This is a genomic window from Streptomyces sp. TG1A-8, assembly GCF_030499535.1.
In the GTDB taxonomy this organism is placed as follows: domain Bacteria; phylum Actinomycetota; class Actinomycetes; order Streptomycetales; family Streptomycetaceae; genus Streptomyces.
The window spans coordinates 1,867,089-1,883,779 of the sequence record NZ_JASTLB010000001.1 but is presented as its reverse complement, the minus strand read 5'-3'; the positions used below and the strand labels follow the sequence as shown (position 1 = coordinate 1,883,779).

At 72.1% G+C, this 16,691-nt stretch carries 11 protein-coding genes and 5 pseudogenes; 12 read left to right on the top strand and 4 right to left on the bottom strand.

Translation table 11 applies throughout. The features are described from left to right. The first annotated feature begins 387 nt into the window (after positions 1–387). The 8 genes and pseudogenes from QQY24_RS07740 to QQY24_RS07705 form a co-directional block, all read left to right on the top strand. Entirely contained in the window at positions 388–1,605 is a 1,218-nt protein-coding gene (locus QQY24_RS07740) for a DUF262 domain-containing protein (protein WP_301971933.1), read from the top strand. Next, entirely contained in the window at positions 1,602–2,585 is a 984-nt protein-coding gene (locus QQY24_RS07735; RefSeq protein WP_301971932.1) for an AAA family ATPase, read from the top strand. Before QQY24_RS07740 ends, QQY24_RS07735 begins: the two co-directional genes overlap by 4 nt. A 29-nt stretch (positions 2,586–2,614) precedes the next feature. Further along, positions 2,615–3,196, top strand: a complete 582-nt coding sequence (locus tag QQY24_RS07730; RefSeq protein WP_301971931.1) for a type II toxin-antitoxin system RelE/ParE family toxin — start codon at positions 2,615–2,617, stop codon at positions 3,194–3,196. Further along, positions 3,159–3,320, top strand: a complete 162-nt coding sequence (locus QQY24_RS07725; protein ID WP_301971930.1) for a hypothetical protein — start codon at positions 3,159–3,161, stop codon at positions 3,318–3,320. The genes QQY24_RS07730 and QQY24_RS07725 overlap by 38 nt, the downstream gene beginning before the upstream one ends. 726 nt (positions 3,321–4,046) lie before the next feature. Then, a pseudogene (locus tag QQY24_RS07720) lies at positions 4,047–4,193 on the top strand (MerR family transcriptional regulator); the annotation flags it as partial. A gap of 145 nt (positions 4,194–4,338) precedes the next feature. Beyond that, the gene (locus QQY24_RS07715) at positions 4,339–6,024 is read left to right on the top strand and encodes a ribonuclease J (protein WP_301971929.1); all 1,686 of its coding nucleotides are present in this window, start codon (positions 4,339–4,341) and stop codon (positions 6,022–6,024) included. Positions 6,025–6,327: 303 nt separating this feature from the next. Then, positions 6,328–6,504, top strand: a pseudogene (locus QQY24_RS07710) (ATP-dependent helicase); the annotation flags it as partial. After that, positions 6,497–6,628: pseudogene (locus QQY24_RS07705) on the top strand (helicase-related protein); the annotation flags it as partial. The pseudogenes QQY24_RS07710 and QQY24_RS07705, both read left to right, overlap by 8 nt. A gap of 1 nt (position 6,629) precedes the next feature. Here QQY24_RS07705 and QQY24_RS07700 read toward each other — a convergent pair. Further along, a pseudogene (locus QQY24_RS07700) lies at positions 6,630–6,949 on the bottom strand (aldo/keto reductase); the annotation flags it as partial. Here QQY24_RS07700 and QQY24_RS07695 point away from each other — a divergent pair. Continuing rightward, positions 6,949–7,145 (top strand): annotated as a pseudogene (locus QQY24_RS07695) (LysR family transcriptional regulator); the annotation flags it as partial. The pseudogenes QQY24_RS07700 and QQY24_RS07695 overlap by 1 nt on opposite strands. A 657-nt stretch (positions 7,146–7,802) precedes the next feature. Further along, on the top strand, positions 7,803–9,386 hold the full coding sequence (locus tag QQY24_RS07690) for a protein kinase (RefSeq protein WP_301971928.1): 1,584 nt from the start codon (positions 7,803–7,805) through the stop codon (positions 9,384–9,386). Between the two features lie 263 nt (positions 9,387–9,649). Here QQY24_RS07690 and QQY24_RS07685 read toward each other — a convergent pair whose 3' ends face one another. Next, positions 9,650–10,552 carry a YihY/virulence factor BrkB family protein gene (locus QQY24_RS07685; protein WP_301971927.1) on the bottom strand — a complete coding sequence of 301 codons (903 nt, stop codon included), beginning with the start codon at positions 10,550–10,552 and terminating at the stop codon, positions 9,650–9,652. A gap of 466 nt (positions 10,553–11,018) precedes the next feature. Continuing rightward, positions 11,019–13,229, bottom strand: a complete 2,211-nt coding sequence (tkt, locus tag QQY24_RS07680) for a transketolase (protein WP_301971926.1) — start codon at positions 13,227–13,229, stop codon at positions 11,019–11,021. Between the two features lie 451 nt (positions 13,230–13,680). On the opposite strand from tkt, the gene QQY24_RS07675 reads away from it, so the two are divergent. After that, positions 13,681–15,006, top strand: coding sequence for a PP2C family protein-serine/threonine phosphatase (locus tag QQY24_RS07675; RefSeq protein ID WP_301971925.1), 1,326 nt, complete (start codon positions 13,681–13,683; stop codon positions 15,004–15,006). Between the two features lie 191 nt (positions 15,007–15,197). Here the strand turns inward: QQY24_RS07675 and QQY24_RS07670 are convergent, their stop codons facing one another. Beyond that, complete coding sequence (locus tag QQY24_RS07670; protein WP_301971924.1) at positions 15,198–15,554, bottom strand: hypothetical protein; 357 nt, start codon at positions 15,552–15,554, stop codon at positions 15,198–15,200. Between the two features lie 322 nt (positions 15,555–15,876). Between QQY24_RS07670 and QQY24_RS07665 the strand changes: the two genes are divergently transcribed. After that, entirely contained in the window at positions 15,877–16,080 is a 204-nt protein-coding gene (locus QQY24_RS07665; protein ID WP_301971923.1) for a cold-shock protein, read from the top strand. Positions 16,081–16,691: the final 611 nt, after the last annotated feature.

Genomic DNA, 16,691 nt, shown 5'->3' with positions numbered 1-16,691 from the left:
GCCGTGGGGCCCCTCGCCGGGGCGTTCCTCCTCCCGGGCGGGGGAGCGGTCCCGGATCTGCTCGCGGCAGCGGGCGTGGCCGGCCTGGCCGTGATCTGCCCGCCCGTGCGGGACCTCCTGCACCGGGGCGGGGAGCTCCTCGTCGGCGGTTCGTCCACCGCCGGGGAACCCGGGGCCGGGGACGAGGAGCCGAATCACCCGGCGCCGTCCCCCCGACGCCCTGTCCCCACTGCCCTGATCGGTCGGGCGTCACCGTGGGATCACGGACGGTAGGGTGAAGGACGATCGCGGCGGACACGGTGATCCCGTAGGACATGAGGGGCAGGGCGACCAGGGGACATGGCGGCGTTGGAGGAGAGCCAGGGGCGTACACGGGACCAACGGTCGGTGTTCGAGCGGTACCAGGACGCCGCGACCGATGCCGGGGAGCTTGAATCCCCCTTGTTCTCCGTGGAGGTCACCACCGACGGCCGGCCGACCGACATCGAGCGCGAGGAGGCCGAGGATGTGGTGATCGAGCAGATCACCTCTCCCTTCGACCCCGAGCACATCGACATCGACACCCGGACGACGACCGTCGACCTGCTGTTGTCCCGGCTGCGCAACGAGATGATCGACCTCGCCCCGGACTTCCAGCGCAAGGCGGGCATCTGGACCGACGGCAAGCAGTCCCGGCTCATCGAGTCCCTGCTGCTGCGCATCCCCATCCCGTCCTTCTACGCCGCCGAGAAGAAGGACGGCAGCTGGGCCATCGTCGACGGCATCCAGCGCCTCACGTCCATCGCCCGTTTCGTGGAGCCCGAGGCGGTCGGCGCCGACCCGCTGAAACTGACGGGCCTGGAGTACCTGCGCAACTTCGAGGGCACGGGCTTCGCGAACCTGTCCGGGAAACTCCAGATCCGGCTGCGTGAGACCGAGGTCGTCGTCCACGTCATCCGGCGCGGTACCCCCGAGCCGGTGATGTTCAACGTCTTCGCGCGCATCAACACCGGAGGTGAGCCCCTCACCCGGCAGGAGATCCGGCACGCGCTCATCTCGGGCCGGGCGCGCACGCTCCTCGCGGAGCTCGCGGAGACCGAGGAGTTCCGGCGGGCCACCGGTCACAGCGTCGTCGGTGACCGGATGGCCGACCGGGAGATGGTCCTTCGCTTCCTGGCCTTCCGGATGACCTCCCCGCACGCGTACAAGCCCGGTGACTTCGACGCGTTCCTCGCCGAGGCGATGCACCAGGTGAACCGTCTCGACAGCGCGGAGGAGAACCGCCTGCGCACCGAGTTCCTCACGGCGATGCTCGCGGCCGAGGAGATCTTCGGCCACCACGCCTTCCGGAAGTACCGCCGGAACCAGCAACGCAAGTCGCCCATCAACAAGGCGCTCTTCGAGGCGGTCGCCGTCAATCTCGCGAGTCTCGGTGACGACGACCGCGAGGCGCTGCGGCAGACCGACGTCCTCGACGCGTTCGCGGAGCTGATGGAGGACGTGGAGTTCGAACGTGCCATCTCCGTGGGCACCGGTGACGCCAGGAAGGTGCGCAAGCGGTTCGACGCGGTCAAGGAACTTCTGGAGACGGCGCTCGGCCAGGGGCGGAGCGGGGCCGGGCAGTGATCAACCGCATCACGCTGATCAACTTCAAGGCGTTCCGGCGTCTGGAACTCCCCCTCGGCCCGCTGACGCTCCTGACCGGCCTCAACTCCTCCGGCAAGAGCAGCGTCCTGCAGGCGCTGGGGCTGCTGCGGCAGTCGTACGAGACGCAGATGCTCATCCGGGCCAGACGTGCCGGGGGCGGACTGCTGCTCAACGGTGATCTCGTGACCCTGGGCACCGCACAGGACGTCCTGCACGAGGACTTCGGACCGGTGGAGGAACTCCCCTCCGTCCGCGAGCCGCTCGTCGGCTTCGTCATCGAGGAGGACGGCGAGCAGCGGACCTGGGCCGCCGCGTACGACATCCGCCACCCCGACCGGGACGTCATGCCGCTGGCGGAGGGATCGGTCCGCGCGCACCTGGCCGAGCAGCCGTTCCAGCTTCCGGTGGCCCACCCGTGGCAGACCGACCACGTCACACTGGAGCGCGCCGAACTCGTCGAGGACGACGAGGGCACGCTGGAGATGCGGCGTGACACCGTCGACGTCCGGCACCTGTCCGCCGACCCGCATCTCGACGGACACCTGGAGTGGATCCGGAAGGCGCGCCGGGAAAGCGTCACCACCGGCCTGCGGATCTGGGACGGCCGGACCGACCTCTACCCGCACCTCACCTTCCTGCCGCGCGTCGAGGGCCAGCTCGGCGGCCTGAACCCGCACTGGGTGGTGCCCGTACGGCGAGCCCTGGAACGGCTGGAGGAAGCCGTCGCCGCGTGGGACCCGGCGGCCACGGCCGAGCCCGAGTGGCGGAGCAAGGTCAGCCCGGAGGGCGAGACCCGCAAGCGCGTGTGCCGTTTCGCCGACCTGGACGGGGAAACACGCACCTTCGACCTGCACGCCCGGTTCACGCCGGGCGCCGGCCGCATCCACTTCCGCCTGGTCCCGGAGGAACGCACGATCCGCCTCGCCCACATCGGCAGCAAGATCCGGCCGGAGGTCTAGCGGCGCCCTGTCCTTCCGGCCCCCTGGACTTGGTTGCCGTTGCCGTTGCCGTTGCCGTTGCCGTTGCTGGTGACGGCTTCGGCGGAGCCTCCGGCACCGCCATCCGCTCCCCCCGCTCGAGCCCCGCCTCCCGGACCCGCCGCCCATCGGGATCCCACCGGTCCCGCACGACGTGTCACCGGCACGGACCGCACGGGAGCAGACGAACGAGGACCACGATCCCCTCCGCCGCACCGACCAAGGTCACCCTGCGCCTGCTGGAGAAGACCGACCGGGAGACCGTCGAGCTGGACCGCGCGATCGTCGGCGCCGTCCACGGGTTCCAGCACGACTTCCGTGCCAACCCCCGGCACCCCAGCCTGCGGCCGGAGCAACTCGAAGGCCACGACCGCCTGTACTCCGCGCGCGTCAACGCCGGCTACCGGGCGCTCCTGCTGCACCTGAGCGAGTCCGAGTGGCTGCTGGTCGCCGTCAAGCACCGCAAGCACGTGTACGAGAACCCCGGCCGTCTCTCGTACGGCATCAACCAGGCCACCGGCGGCACCGGCCGCGTCCCCGGCGAGGAGCGGCATCGTGTCGACGGAGACCACCGCCGACGGTCCGCGCGGTGACGAGGGTGTCCACACCGGCACGGTGTACCGGTTCGAGGGTCTCCGTGCGGTGGAGCTGCGCCGCGGACGGCCCCAGCGTGCGCAGACCGACCCAGCGGGAGACCTCACCGTCCAGAAGCAGTAAACCTGTAGTCATGAGAGTAGACATTCGAGGTTCTCATGGTTAGGGTTTCTCTCGTAGTCGAAATCCGGCGGGGCCCGGCAGACACGAACTGCCGGGCAGCAGTCCCCGTATGACGGTGCGGTGGTGGAGTTTCGAAGCCAGGTTGTCGTACGACGGCGACGGGGCTGACGACCGGACCGGGTGGCCCGAAGTGATGAGGGGCCGCCGTGAGCAGGGCCGCAGTTGACGCGGTTGCAGTGCCAGCAGTGCTGTATCGAGGTGCCCCCGGTGAAGGCGTCGGGCTGCGGACGCGCGCGCCGGGGAGTTCGGCGGTGGGGTTCCGAGCCGGAGCAGACGCAGGATGGGCGACGGGACCGGCTGCCGGAAGGTGGCGCTGTACAAAGCCACCAGCAGTTCGCGGTGTCAGCAGTACGAGCAGTACGCACTCCCTGTTTGCAAGTGATTGATTCCGAGGGAAGAACGGAGGAGTCGAGCACCATCAGGATCGCCCGGGCGGAAGACGCGAGCCCGGGTACCGCAGGACATCGATAGGCAGGTGGTCTCCGGTCACGCATCCGCGATCCCCGCACCCCCGTCGGAATACCCGGCGGCTGGGCGGAAACAGTAGGCCGGCGCAGCACTAGGGCCGGCAGATGGTGTTGCAGTTCCTTCGGGGCCTTGGTGCCGTACGGCACCAAGGCCCCTCCACATGTTCCACAGGGAGGTGGGACGGCAGCAGACGAGTCGCTGGGCCCCCTCGACGACGACCACCCCGCCTACACGGTGGGCCGGGCCGCCGAGCTGCTCGGCACCACTCCCGGCTTCCTCCGCGCCGTCGGCGAAGCGCGACCGATCACACCACTGCGCCCCGAGGGCGGACACCGCCGCTCCTCCCACCGCCGATCACCACTCCCTGTTCCGGCCGCCGGTGTCATCCGATCGTCCCGGCGCAGCAGGTGTGGGTACCGCGCTCCGTCGGGAAGAAGGGATCGCGCGGGCGATGGATCATCCCGTCCCGCTCTCCGGGTAACGTCAAGGCATGAGTCATCCACACCCCGAACTGAAAGCCGCCCCGCCCCTTCCCGAAGGAGGGCTGCGGGTCATCGCCCTGGGCGGCCTGGGTGAGATCGGCCGCAACATGACCGTCTTCGAGCACTCCGGCAAACTGCTCATCGTCGACTGTGGCGTGCTGTTCCCCGAGGAGACCCAGCCCGGCGTGGACGTGATCCTCCCGGACTTCACCTCGATCAGGGACCGGCTGGACGACATCGTGGCCGTAGTACTCACCCACGGCCACGAGGACCACATCGGCGGCGTGCCCTATCTGCTGCGCGAACGCAGGGACATCCCGGTCGTCGGCTCGAAACTCACCCTCGCCTTCCTCGAGGCCAAGCTCAAGGAACACGGCATCCGGCCGCGCACGGTGCGGGTCCGGGAGGGCGACCGGCGCGGCTTCGGGCCCTTCGACTGCGAGTTCGTGGCGGTCAACCACTCCATCCCGGACAGCCTCGCGGTCGCGATCCGCACCGGCGCCGGGATGGTGCTGCACACGGGCGACTTCAAGATGGACCAGTTCCCCCTCGACGACCGCATCACCGATCTGCGCGCCTTCGCCCGCCTCGGCGAGGAGGGCGTGGACCTGTTCCTCACCGACTCCACCAACGCCGAAGTACCCGGCTTCACCACTTCCGAGCGTGAGCTGAACCCGGCGATCGAGCAGGTGATGCGCACCGCGCCGCGCCGGGTCATCGTCTCCAGCTTCGCCAGCCACGTGCACCGCATCCAGCAGGTCCTGGACGCCGCCCACCAGCACGGCCGCAAGGTCGCCTTCGTCGGCCGGTCGATGGTCCGCAACATGGGCATCGCCCGTGACCTGGGCTATCTGAAGGTCCCCTCCGGCCTGATCGTGAGCACGAAAGAGCTGGAGAAGCTCCCGGACCACAAGATCACTCTGGTGTGCACCGGCTCCCAGGGCGAACCGATGGCCGCGCTGTCACGAATGGCCAACCGCGACCACATGATCCGCATCGGCAAGGGCGACACCGTCCTGCTCGCCAGCTCCCTCATCCCCGGCAACGAGAACGCCATCTACCGGGTGATCAACGGACTCACCCGGTGGGGCGCCCACGTGGTCCACAAGGGCAACGCCAAGGTGCACGTCTCCGGGCACGCCAGCGCCGGCGAACTCGTCTACTGCTACAACATCGTCAAACCCCGCAACGTCATGCCCGTGCACGGCGAATGGCGCCACCTGCGGGCCAACGGCGACCTCGCCATCCGCACCGGCGTCGACCCCGACCGGGTCGTCATCGCCGAGGACGGCGTCGTCGTCGACCTCGTCGACGGGCGCGTGTCCATCACCGGCAAGGTCCCCGCCGGCAACGTCTACGTGGACGGCATGGAAGTCGGCGGCGCCACCGAAGCCTCCCTCAAGGACCGCCTCACCCTCGCGGAGGAAGGCGTGGTCACGGTGGTGGCGATCGTCGACGCGGACACCGGCGCCCTCGCCGAGGCCCCCGACTTCCTGGCCCGCGGCTTCGTCCACGACGACACCACCTTCGAGCCGGTCATCCCCGTCATCGAGAAGACCCTGGCCACCGCGGCCGAGGAAGGCGTCGGGGACGCGCGCCAACTCGAACAGCTCATCGCCCGCGCCGTGGCGAACTGGGCGTTCCGCACCCACCGCCGCAAGCCCCTCATCATCCCCGTCATCATCGACGCCTGAGTCACAGCCCGGTGTCCGGGGCCGGACCCCCATGCGTACGAGGTGGAACTCGGCGACAGGTTCCCCATGTCCAGCCCCTTCACCGGCCCGCCGGGCCGGCCTGTACGAACCACTGCGCCCGCTGGTGCACACCGGCCGCGTCGTATGCGTCGACCACCCTGACCCGGCCCCGCGGGCGTACGGCATCATCCGGGGCGCAGGCCGGCGCGCCGGCCTGCGCCTCACAGACGGCGGTGATCCTCCCCCCGCCCACGACACCCCGCCCCGGGTGACGAGGCAGCCGGTCCCGCCCGCGCCACCCCCGCAGTGCAGGGGGAGTTCGCGCTTCCCCGGACGATCACTCCCGCGCTGCCCGCCGCCCAGGACTTCGCCGATCTCGACATGCCCGGGCAGCTACTGGCCGAACCCGGCAAGCAGGGCGTGACGGCGCCGTTCCCGATCCAGGGCGCGACGCTGCCGAACTCCCCGGCGGGTCGCGACGAACGTCGCGGCGCGCGGCATCCACGTGGACAACCTCGACCTCGTCGTCAACGTCGACCCGCCGACCGACCGCAAGGACTACCTCCACCGCGGTGGCCGCACGGCCCGTGCCGGTGAGTCCGGCAGAACGGCACGTAGGCGGTGCCCCCGTCGGCGAGTTCGTCGATCAGCTCGTCATCGTGGCGGTGGGCGAGGTTGTACATGTTCTGCACGCACACGATCGGCGCGATCGCGCGTGCCTCGGCGACCTGGTCCGCTGTCGCGTTGCTGACGCCGAGGTGCCGGATCAGGCCCTGCCGTTGGAGTCCGGCGAGTGTCCCGAACGCCCCGGCGAGCGATCCGGGCCGGGGGCCCGTGCGTCGCCGAGTCGGAGGTTGACCGCGTCCAGCGTTTCGAGGCCGAGGCCCTCCAGGTTCTCGTGGATGAACCGGCGCAGGTCTTCGGGAGGTCCACGACCGGACGCAACTGGCCCAGCCGATCGGCCTGGGACGCACCACGGCGATCTTCCCCGGCTCCACCCGCGCCTGGCTGTGGGCCGAGCACACCGCCGTCCCCCTCGCCGACGCACCCCCTGTCGCACCCACATCGCCTGGCCCGCGCACAGCCGCTCCCTCGCCCTCGCCGCGCTCATCCGCACGGCTGTGATCCGCTCGTGTGGAGGCCCACCCGCTGAGCCAGTCCGCGGCCGGCCGGGGACCGGATCCGCCACGTCTGCGCCGTGGACGGCGAACGAGGCGGACGCCGACCACGACGTCGTCCACCGGCTGGCCCCCGCCACCGACGAGGAGTACACCGCCGCCCCGGCCACCGGCTGACACCCGGCCCCGAACCGGGCGCCACCCCGTGAACGGGGGGTGCTTCCGGCGTGCGCGTCAACGCCTGCGCCGGCCACCCCGCCGCCGGCCGCCGCGCGCCGTACGCCACCCTGTTCCGGGACACGCTGCGCAAGCCGGACGGGGTCCGCCCGACCACAGCGGGCCCGGTCCGGTCAACACGCCGTACCCGTCACACCGTTACGGCCGGTAACGTGTTGCGTGACCACCCGGTGACGGCGGTCGCCCCGTCGACGCGATTTGATCTATCGTGACGTTGCATCCATCAGTGCCGGGCCCGCGCGCCTGCGAACTTCCCCCGAGGGAGACTGACGGCCGCAACTCCGTCGCCGAAGAGCCGCGGTGCCGCTCGGCCAGGACGACACCGCGGCTTCGGCGCCGACTTGGATCGTACGTCTAGGAAAGGCGGGCCCGGTGCATCCGCTCGATGGAACTGATCCGGTACAGATAGGTCGGTACCGTCTGGTGGGCAGGCTCGGGCAGGGCGGCATGGGGCGGGTGTATCTCGCCCGCTCGCCGGGAGGGCGTCCGGCCGCCGTAAAGGTGATCAATGACCACCTGCAGAACGACGAGCGGGTGCTGAGCAGGTTCCGGCGCGAGGTGGAGACGCTGGGCACGGTACGCAGCGCGTACACCGCCACGCTCATCGACGCCGAGGTGACCACGTCTCCGTACTGGCTGGCCACCGAGTACGTACCGGGGCCGACGCTGCACACGGCGGTGACGGCGACAGGTCCCTTTCCGGCAGATCTGTGCAGGGTGCTGCTGGCGGCCCTCGCCGAGGGACTGGTCGACATCCACGTCCACGGCGTGTGGCACCGCGACATCAAGCCGCACAACGTCATTCTCTCCGCCACCGGTCCCCAACTGATCGACTTCGGTATCGCGCGGAGCCTTGACTCGCCGAACCTCACGCAGGTCGGTACTTCGGTGGGCAGCCCCGGCTACATGGCGCCGGAAACCCTCACGCACGGTGAGAGCGAGGCCGCCGCCGACGTCTTCGCCCTCGGCGCCACACTCGCCTTCGCCGCCACCGGCCGTCCGCCCTACGGTGACGGCCCCGCTGCCGCCGTCTCCTACCGGTCGGTCCACGAAGACGTCGATCTGAGCGGCGTGGACCCGGACCTCGCCCGTCTGATCTCGGCCTGCACGCACCGCGATCCCGCCCGGCGCCCCGATCCGCAGAGGATCGTCGAGATGTGCGCGTCCCAGACCGATCTCGTACACCATCCCGTCTACCAGCGCGCCCTCGCCTCGGGCGCGGCCGGAGCCGCGGCACCGGGAACCACGGCGGCCGACGGCGCGGCCACGCGGAACGAACACCCCGCGCATCCCGCGACGGTCGTGGCGACACGGGTCGACCCCGCACCGGACAGCGACGCGGACACGCAGCAGACCCCCATGACGGGCTTCGGGGCGGCGTCGGGCGTCCTTCCCCCGCAGCCCGCTCCCGTCGTGGCCACGAGGCGCGGACGGAGCCTGCCGCTCGTCCTGGCAGGCTCCGCCGTGGTGGCGGTGGTCGTCGTGGCCACCACGGTGTTCGCGCTGCGGGGGGACGGGAGCGGGAGCCACTCGTCCACGCCCGGGAAGCCGTCGGCCGCCGCGGCCCGCCCCGGCTCCGCCGCGGCCCGCACCGGCTCGTCGAAGACTCCGGCGGGTACCGCGTCCAGCACGCCCCCGGGGACGTCGGCCGGGGCCGGGGACGGGGCGCCCCTGCCGGACACGCTCACCGTCGGGGCGCGGCGCTCACTGGCCGCGGGGGAGTTCCTCCAGACCCGGCGCGCCAAGCTGATCATGCAGTCGGACGGCAACCTGGTGGTCTACGACGAGGACGGCAAGGCGCGCTGGGCCAGCAGGACCTCCGGCACGGGCCTGCAGGCCGTCTTCCAGGAGGACGGCAACCTCGTGGTCTACGACGGTGATGCCAAGCCGGTGTGGGCCAGCAGGACATCGGGGCACCCGGGTGCCGTCCTCAGTCTGCTGAACGACGGAAACGTCGTCATCCGGCAGGGCGGTGAGGTCGTGTGGCAGACCGGCACCGCACACTGACGACGGGCACGGCGGCGATCGGGGCCCCGTGCCCCCGGGGCCCCGGCGCGGCCGGTGCCGCTGGGTGACGCTGTTGCCGACGGCCCCGGGGGCCGGGGCGGGCAGGTGCAGGGCCGGCTGGGCCGGGCCCGCCGGCGGGGCCGACCGCACAGGTGCCGGGCGTGGTGCCCCCTCCACGAGGCCCCGCCGTGCACGGACCGGACGGACGCGGCGGTCCGCGCACGGCGGATGCGTGCCGCCGTACCGCGCGAACCGGCCGGAGACTACGGGCGGTCCGCCGCAGGTACCGGAAGGCCGCCGCCCTCTCCTCGCACGGGTTCCCCCCGCACGGGCTTCGTCAGCTCCGCGTTGAACTGGGCGCCGATCAGGAGGGCCAGGTTGGACAGCCACAGCCAGACCAGGAAGACCACGACGCCCGCCAGTGAACCGTACAGGCGGTGGTAGGTGCTGACATGGGAGGTGTAGAGGGCGAAGCCGAGTGAGACGGCCAGCAGGAGCACCACCGCCAGTGTGCCGCCGGGCGCCATCTTCCCGACGGGGCGGGAAGGCGCCGGGCCCGAACGGTACAGGACGAGCACCAGGGCGACGGCGACCGCGGCCACGACCGTCCACCGCAGGGTGTCCCAGGCGTCCTGCGGCCCGCTGCCCAGGTCCAGCGCCCGGCCCAGACGCCGGGCCAGGCTCCCGGTCAGGAACAACGCGAGGGTCGAGGTGAGAAGCAGGGTGATGAGGACGAGGGCCGTGGCGATGATGCGCGGAGCGGTGCGCCAGACCGGCCGGTGCGGGCTGACCCGGTGCATCGCGTGCAACGCTCGGCGGAAGACGCTCAGATAGCTGCATCCAGACCACAGGGCGCCCGCGCCCGCGAAGAAGACCAGCGTCCATGCCGCGGACGACTGCCCGGCCATCTGCCGCAGGGTGCTGCGCAGCAGGGCGCGGGAGGCGACCGGAGCGGCCTGCGCCATGCGGTCGATGACCTCCGGCTTGGCCGTGGGCATGGTCAGGCCCAGGATCGAGAGGATCACCAGCAGCAGGGGGAACAGGGCCAGGACCGCGTAATAGGTCAGCGCAGCGGCCCAGTCCGTGACGTCGTCGTTCCAGACGGCCACCGGCGTCCGGCGCAGCGCTCCCCACCATCGAGCCGCGTGGCCGTCCGTACCCTTCATGACACGGATGCTCTCACCCCCTCGGTCCTCGAACCGCCTCATCCGGTGGATCCCCGGCGGAGTTCCCCTCGATGACGTGTCGCATGCCGGCCACGGGTGCCCGCTCCCGAGGCGGTCCTCCGGGTCGCATCCGGTTCCCGCCCCGCCAAGGGGTCGTGTGCGGTGTCGCGCGGCACGGAAAGTACGGCGGGCCGCGGCGGGGCGCACCCCTCGAGGAGCGCGATCCGGCGGTCAGCGCGTTCCGGGAAGGAACCGGGGTGCCCGGCGCGGAGCCGCTCGTCGCCTCCCGCCGGAGCGCGCGGGGCGCGCCGGCAGGCTGCTCCTGGCCGCAGGCTGCTCCGTCCCCTGCGGCCAGGAGCATGGATTCCAGTTGCAGGACGTCGCCGGGGGCGGGAGAGGAGGCGGTCGTCGGGCTCGGGGCGGGCCCGCCCGCGGAGCGGGCCGAAACCGCTCCCGGGACGGGCCGTCACGGGTGGTCGCCGGTGCCGCCGTCGGTGGGGGCGGAGGTGCGCTGGCGGCCGCCGGGACGTGGGGTCCCGTGGGTGTCGCGGATGCTGTCGTGGGCGGCTTCGGCGACCGCCTGCGGGGTGATGCCGAACTCGGAGTACAGCCGCTGGTAGTCGGCGGAGGCGCCGTAGTGCTCCAGGCTCACGATCCGTCCGGCGTCGCCGACCAGTTCGCGCCACCCCTGTCCGACCCCGGCCTCGACGCTGACCCGCGCGCGCACGGACGGCGGCAGGACCTGCTCCTGGTAGGCCGGGGACTGGGCGGCGAACCACTCCCGGCACGGCATCGACACGACGCGCACCGCGAGGCCGTCGGCCGCCAGCAGTTCGCGGGCGTCCAGGGCGATCTGGACCTCGGAGCCCGTCGCGATCAGGATGACGTCCGGTGCGGCGCCCTCCGCCGCGTCGGCGAGGACGTACCCGCCCCGGGCCGCGTCCCGTGCGGGGGCGTACTCCCCGCTGTCGCGATCCAGGACGGGCAGGTTCTGCCGGGTGAGGACCAGTCCGGCGGGCCGGTCCCTGTGCTCCAGAACGGCGCGCCAGCAGGCGGCCGTCTCGTTGGCGTCGGCGGGGCGCACCACGTCCAGGCCGGGGATGGCGCGCAGGGCCGCCAGGTGTTCCACGGGCTGGTGGGTGGGGCCGTCCTCGCCCAGGCCGATGGAGTCGTGGGTCCAGACGTAGGTGGCGGGCAGCTTCATCAGCGCGGCCAGGCGTACCGCGGGGCGCATGTAGTCGGAGAACGTCAGGAAGGTGCCGCCGTAGGGACGGGTCAGGCTCTGCAGGGCGATGCCGTTGAGGATGGCGCCCATCGCGTGCTCGCGGATGCCGAAGTGCAGGGTGCGGCCGTACGGACCGCCCTTCCACTCCTTGGTTTGCCGGTCGGCGGGGACGAAGGAGGGCTCGCCGCTCATGGTGGTGTTGTTGCTCTCGGCCAGGTCCGCCGAACCGCCCCACAGTTCCGGCAGTACCGGCGCCAGCGCGGTCAGCACCTGGCCGGACGCCTTGCGGGTGGCCATGCCCTTCGCGTCGGCCGGGAACGTCGGCAGCGCGTCGGCCCAGCCGTCGGGCAGTTCCTGCGCCTGGAGCCGGTCGAGCAGCGCGGCACGGTCCGGGTTCGCCTCGCGCCACGCCGCGAAGCGGCGCTCCCACCGGGTGTGCGCCTCGCGGCCCCGGTCGGCCACGGCGCGTGCCCGGCCCAGTACGTCCTCCTCGACGAGGAAGCTGCGCTCCGGGTCGAAGCCGAGGACCTGCTTGGTGGCGGCGACCTCGTCGTCGCCCAGCGCCGAGCCGTGCGCCTTCCCGGTGTTCTGCTTGTTCGGCGCGGGCCAGCCGATCAGGGTGCGCAGCATGATCAGTGACGGGCGGGCGGTCTCCCGCTTGGCCTCCTCGATCGCGGCCAGCAGCGCGTCGACGTCCTCGACGTAGGAGCCGGTGCGGGTCCAGTCCACGGTCTGTACGTGCCAGCCGTAGGCGGCGTACCGGGCGGGAACGTCCTCGCTGAAGGAGACGTCGGTGTCGTCCTCGATGGAGATGTGGTTGGAGTCGTAGAACGTGATCAGGTTGCCCAGCTCCTGGTGGCCGGCCAGTGAGGCGGCCTCGGAGGTGACGCCTTCCATCATGTCGCCGTCCGAGGCGACCACGTAGACGTGGTGGTCGAACGGGCTGGCGCCCGGCGCGGCGTCGGGGTCCAGCAGGCCGCGCTCGCGGCGTGCGGCCATCGCCATGCCCACCGCGCTGGCCAGACCCTGGCCCAGCGGACCGGTGGTGATCTCCACACCGCGGGTGTGCCGGTACTCCGGGTGGCCGGGGGTGGCCGAGCCCCAGGTCCGGTACGCCTCCAGGTCGGAGAGTTCCAGCCCGTACCCGGAGAGGTAGAGCTGAATGTACAGGGTCAGGCTCGAGTGTCCGCAGGAGAGCACGAACCGGTCGCGCCCCAGCCACTGGTCGTCGTCCGGGTCGTGCCGCATGACGTTCTGGAACAGCAGGTACGCGAGCGGGGCCAGGCTCATCGCCGTCCCGGGGTGGCCGTTGCCCACCTTCTGCACCGCGTCGGCCGCCAGCAGCCGCGCGGTGTCGACCGCCCGCACGTCCACCGCGTCCCAGCCGGCCCGTTCCGCCACCGGCATGGGCACCGACCTGTTCCGCAGGATGCTCGACTGCTCGCTCGTCATGCCAATTGCTCCTCATAAGAACCGGTGAGCCGGGTTCCGGACCCCCGTGGCCCGGGGCGATGTCCGGCAGGGCCCAGAGACCAGGGTGATGGTTTCGTGCAGGTTGCCGATGCTGACTCCCGTACGGGTGACCGGGGCCGCCCCTCGGCAAACGGGGCGGTGAGTTCCGCACCACGCGGGGTGCGGGCCCGAACGCTCCGCGACGGCGCCTTCCACGAACCCCGGTCCGCCCCGGCGGGTTGGCGAAACCCACAGGGGCCCGTCCCCGTCCCCGCCCCCGTGGCCCGCCCGCTGTCACGTCCGAAGCCGCCACCGCCTGTGGGCGATGCGCGGTGCACCGGGCAGCCGCGGGGGAGGACGCGGCCCGTACGGGTGCGGGGGATGGACAGCCGGGCAGACGAAGTCTGTGCGCGCCGGCGCGCGAGCGGGGACCGAGGCGGAAAGGGGTGCTGTGGTGAGTGACGCGGATCGGGATGCCGGTGGGCGGCGGATGCTGGCCGGGCTGCTGGCCGCCAGCCACCTGATGCCACTGGAGCTGCTGCCGGCGAGGACGGCCGAGCACGCGCAGGCGGCGGGTTTCTCCCAGGTACTGATCTACCTGGGCGACCTGCAGTGCAGGGTGCTCCGGCTGCTGACCGGCAAGGGCCCTGACGCCGGGCAGGAGACGGGCGGCGAGGACGCCGAGCTGAAGATGGAGGGAACTCCGGCGGGACGGGCCTACCAGCTGGGGCATGTCGTGCCGGACGATCCGGCGGGGCCGGGGCGGACGGTGGCCGGGCGGTGGTGGGTGCCGCTGCTGAACGGTGCCGAGCGCCTGGGCGTGCTGCGGATCACCACTGAGACGGATGACGAACGGTCCAGGGAGGACATGAGCCGTCTGGCCTCGCTGGTGGCGCTGATCGTGCACAGCAAGCACAGCAGCAGCGACTCCTTCGCCCGCCTGACGCGCAGCGGACCGATGAACATCGCCGCCGAGATGCAGTGGCACCTGATGCAGCCGCACTCGTACGCGGACGGCCGAGTCGTGATCTCCGCTTCGATGGAACCGGCTTACCAGACCAGCGGGGACGCCTTCGACTACTCCACCGCCGGTGACGTGGTGCACCTGGCGATCTTCGACGCCATGGGCCATGACACGGCGGCCGGACTGAGCGCCAACCTGGCCATGGCCACCTGCCGCAACACCCGCCGTCAGGGGGCCGGCCTGGTGGAGATCACCGAACGGATCGAGGAAGCGCTCATCGAGCAGTACGGGCAGCAGCGCTACGTCACCGGCATCCAGGCCGACCTGGACACCTCCACCGGTGTGCTGTCCTGGGTCAACCGCGGCCACCACCCGCCGATCCTGATCCGCGGCAACCGCGGGCACACCGTTCTCTCCTGCCGTCCCGCCCATCCCATGGGCACCGGTCTGGGCCTGAAGGCCGCTGTGTGCCGTGAGCAGTTGGAGCCGGGGGACCGGATCGTGCTGTACACCGACGGCATCACCGAGGCCCGCACGGCAGGCGGCGCCGAGTTCGGCCTGGAGCGCTTCACCGACTTCATCCTGCGCCACCACGCGGACGGTCTGTCCGTCCCCGAGACCCTGCGACGCCTGACCCGCGCCGTCCTGGACCACCACGACGGACGCCTCCACGACGACGCCACCATCCTGCTGTGCGAATGGCTCGGCCCCGCCGAATCCACCGCCCAGGCAGCGGATCGCGTCGGCATCCACACCCCCCGGCCACTCCAGCCCGACTCGAACCCGGAACACGCACGGGGGCGAGCGCGGTGAGCGAGCGCGTCCTCCTGCCCGGGGCCGCCCCGTACGCGTCCCCCGGCCCGCTCCGGCGAACCTCCACGACGCCCGGCGCCCCCGGCCGCCGTGTCCGTCCGGCCGGGGGACGGGCACGAGCCGGTACCTGAACGGCGGTGCGGGCCCGACCGGCGCGCACCGCGCGCACCGGGTTCCGGCGCAGCGATCGCTCAGCGGTCGGAATAGCTGAAGTCGCCCACGGTCCAGGCGCTGACGTCCTCGATCGCCACGCGGTACATCCCGCCCGTCTCCGGGATCCCCACCGTACCCTGCAGGATCCGGGCGACGTGGAAGTGCAGATGCGTAGGTGGCCCGCTCGTCGCGGGGGTGGCGAAGACGCCGGAGAACTCGTCCAGACGGTCCGAGTCCGTCAGTACCTCCGACACCCTCTGCCTCCACACTGCTTCGGGGGCCAGCCGACCGGTGATGACGGCACCACCGGTGACCACGGTCAGGGACATCTGATTGCTCCGCCCGGACTCCACCAGGGCGGCGACGTCAACCAGCAGTTCGTCAGGCTTCGACACGAGACGAATTGTATTCACCGGCCGCCCGGCCGACTGAGCGGTGGGGCCACCGGGCAGGACGGCCGGCCGCGGGGACACTCCGAGCGCCGGTCCCGGGTCCCGGGTTCCGGGGCCGGCGCTCGGTGCGCGGCGTGCGGTCGTTCCCGCGGTGACGCGGCGTCCGACGCCCGGCGCCTGTGCCTGCGTCGGCTGTCGGGGTGCGGATTCCTCCTTCGCCCACGCTCCGGTGGGGGTGTTTTGCCGTGCGGTGCTGCGGGAACCAGGGCGATCACCTCCGCCTCCCGCACGAGCGGGAGGCGTTCACCGACCGGAAGGGATGATCATGGCCACGGGAACCGTGAAGTGGTTCAACGCGGAGAAGGGTTTCGGTTTCATCGCCCAGGACGGCGGCGGCCCGGACGTCTTCGCGCACTACTCCGCGATCAATTCCTCGGGCTTTCGTGAGCTCCAGGAGGGGCAGGCCGTGACGTTCGACGTCACGCAGGGGCAGAAGGGTCCGCAGGCCGAGAACATCACCCCGGTCTGACCTCCGGCTCTGCCCGTGGGCCAGCGCACGCCGCGTCCGGTGGCTGCCGCAGCCCGCGCGGGCAGTGCTTCAAGCCGGACGGGGGACCCGCGCGCGGGCCGGGCGCCGGGGGGATCCGTGGCGCAGCCGCCTTCCCGATCGGGAACGCGGCCGGCGGACCACCAGTTCCCGACCCGCCCCGCTGGACCCGGCCGAGCCTCCCCGACCGTGGGACCCGGGTTTCGGGCGCCTTCCTGACGCGTCGGCGTCGGGCGGGGGCGCCCCCCCGGTCCTGACGGGCCAGTGGGCCGAGGCCGTCGCCCCGGCCCACTGGCCCGACGACAACCACGCCGACCGGTCCGCCGCCGGCCGACCGGCCGACCGGCCGACCGTCCGGCCGGCCGGCGGCGGGCCGCGATCCGGCGGACCGCCGGGCGGCCCAGGACGGCCTCCAGCACGGAAGTCCGCCCGTCGCGAGTGGTGGGGCGCGCCTTGCGCCCGGCCGGTCACGACGGCGCGCACGTCCCGGCACCGGCCGGCCCGGGGCACCGGGCGGGGGCACCGCACCCGCCGGTCGCCCGCGCGAGGAAACGGCGGCTTCGGGGCGACCCCGAGCGGTTCTCCGCCCGGGG

Excerpts from the sequence above, each read along its gene's own strand:
- QQY24_RS07715 (WP_301971929.1), top strand. The coding sequence starts at position 4,339 with ATGAGTCATCCACACCCCGAACTGAAAGCCGCCCCGCCCCTTCCCGAA.
- QQY24_RS07685 (WP_301971927.1), bottom strand. The coding sequence starts at position 10,552 with ATGAAGGGTACGGACGGCCACGCGGCTCGATGGTGGGGAGCGCTGCGC.
- tkt (WP_301971926.1), bottom strand. The coding sequence starts at position 13,229 with ATGACGAGCGAGCAGTCGAGCATCCTGCGGAACAGGTCGGTGCCCATG.
- QQY24_RS07665 (WP_301971923.1), top strand. The coding sequence starts at position 15,877 with ATGGCCACGGGAACCGTGAAGTGGTTCAACGCGGAGAAGGGTTTCGGT.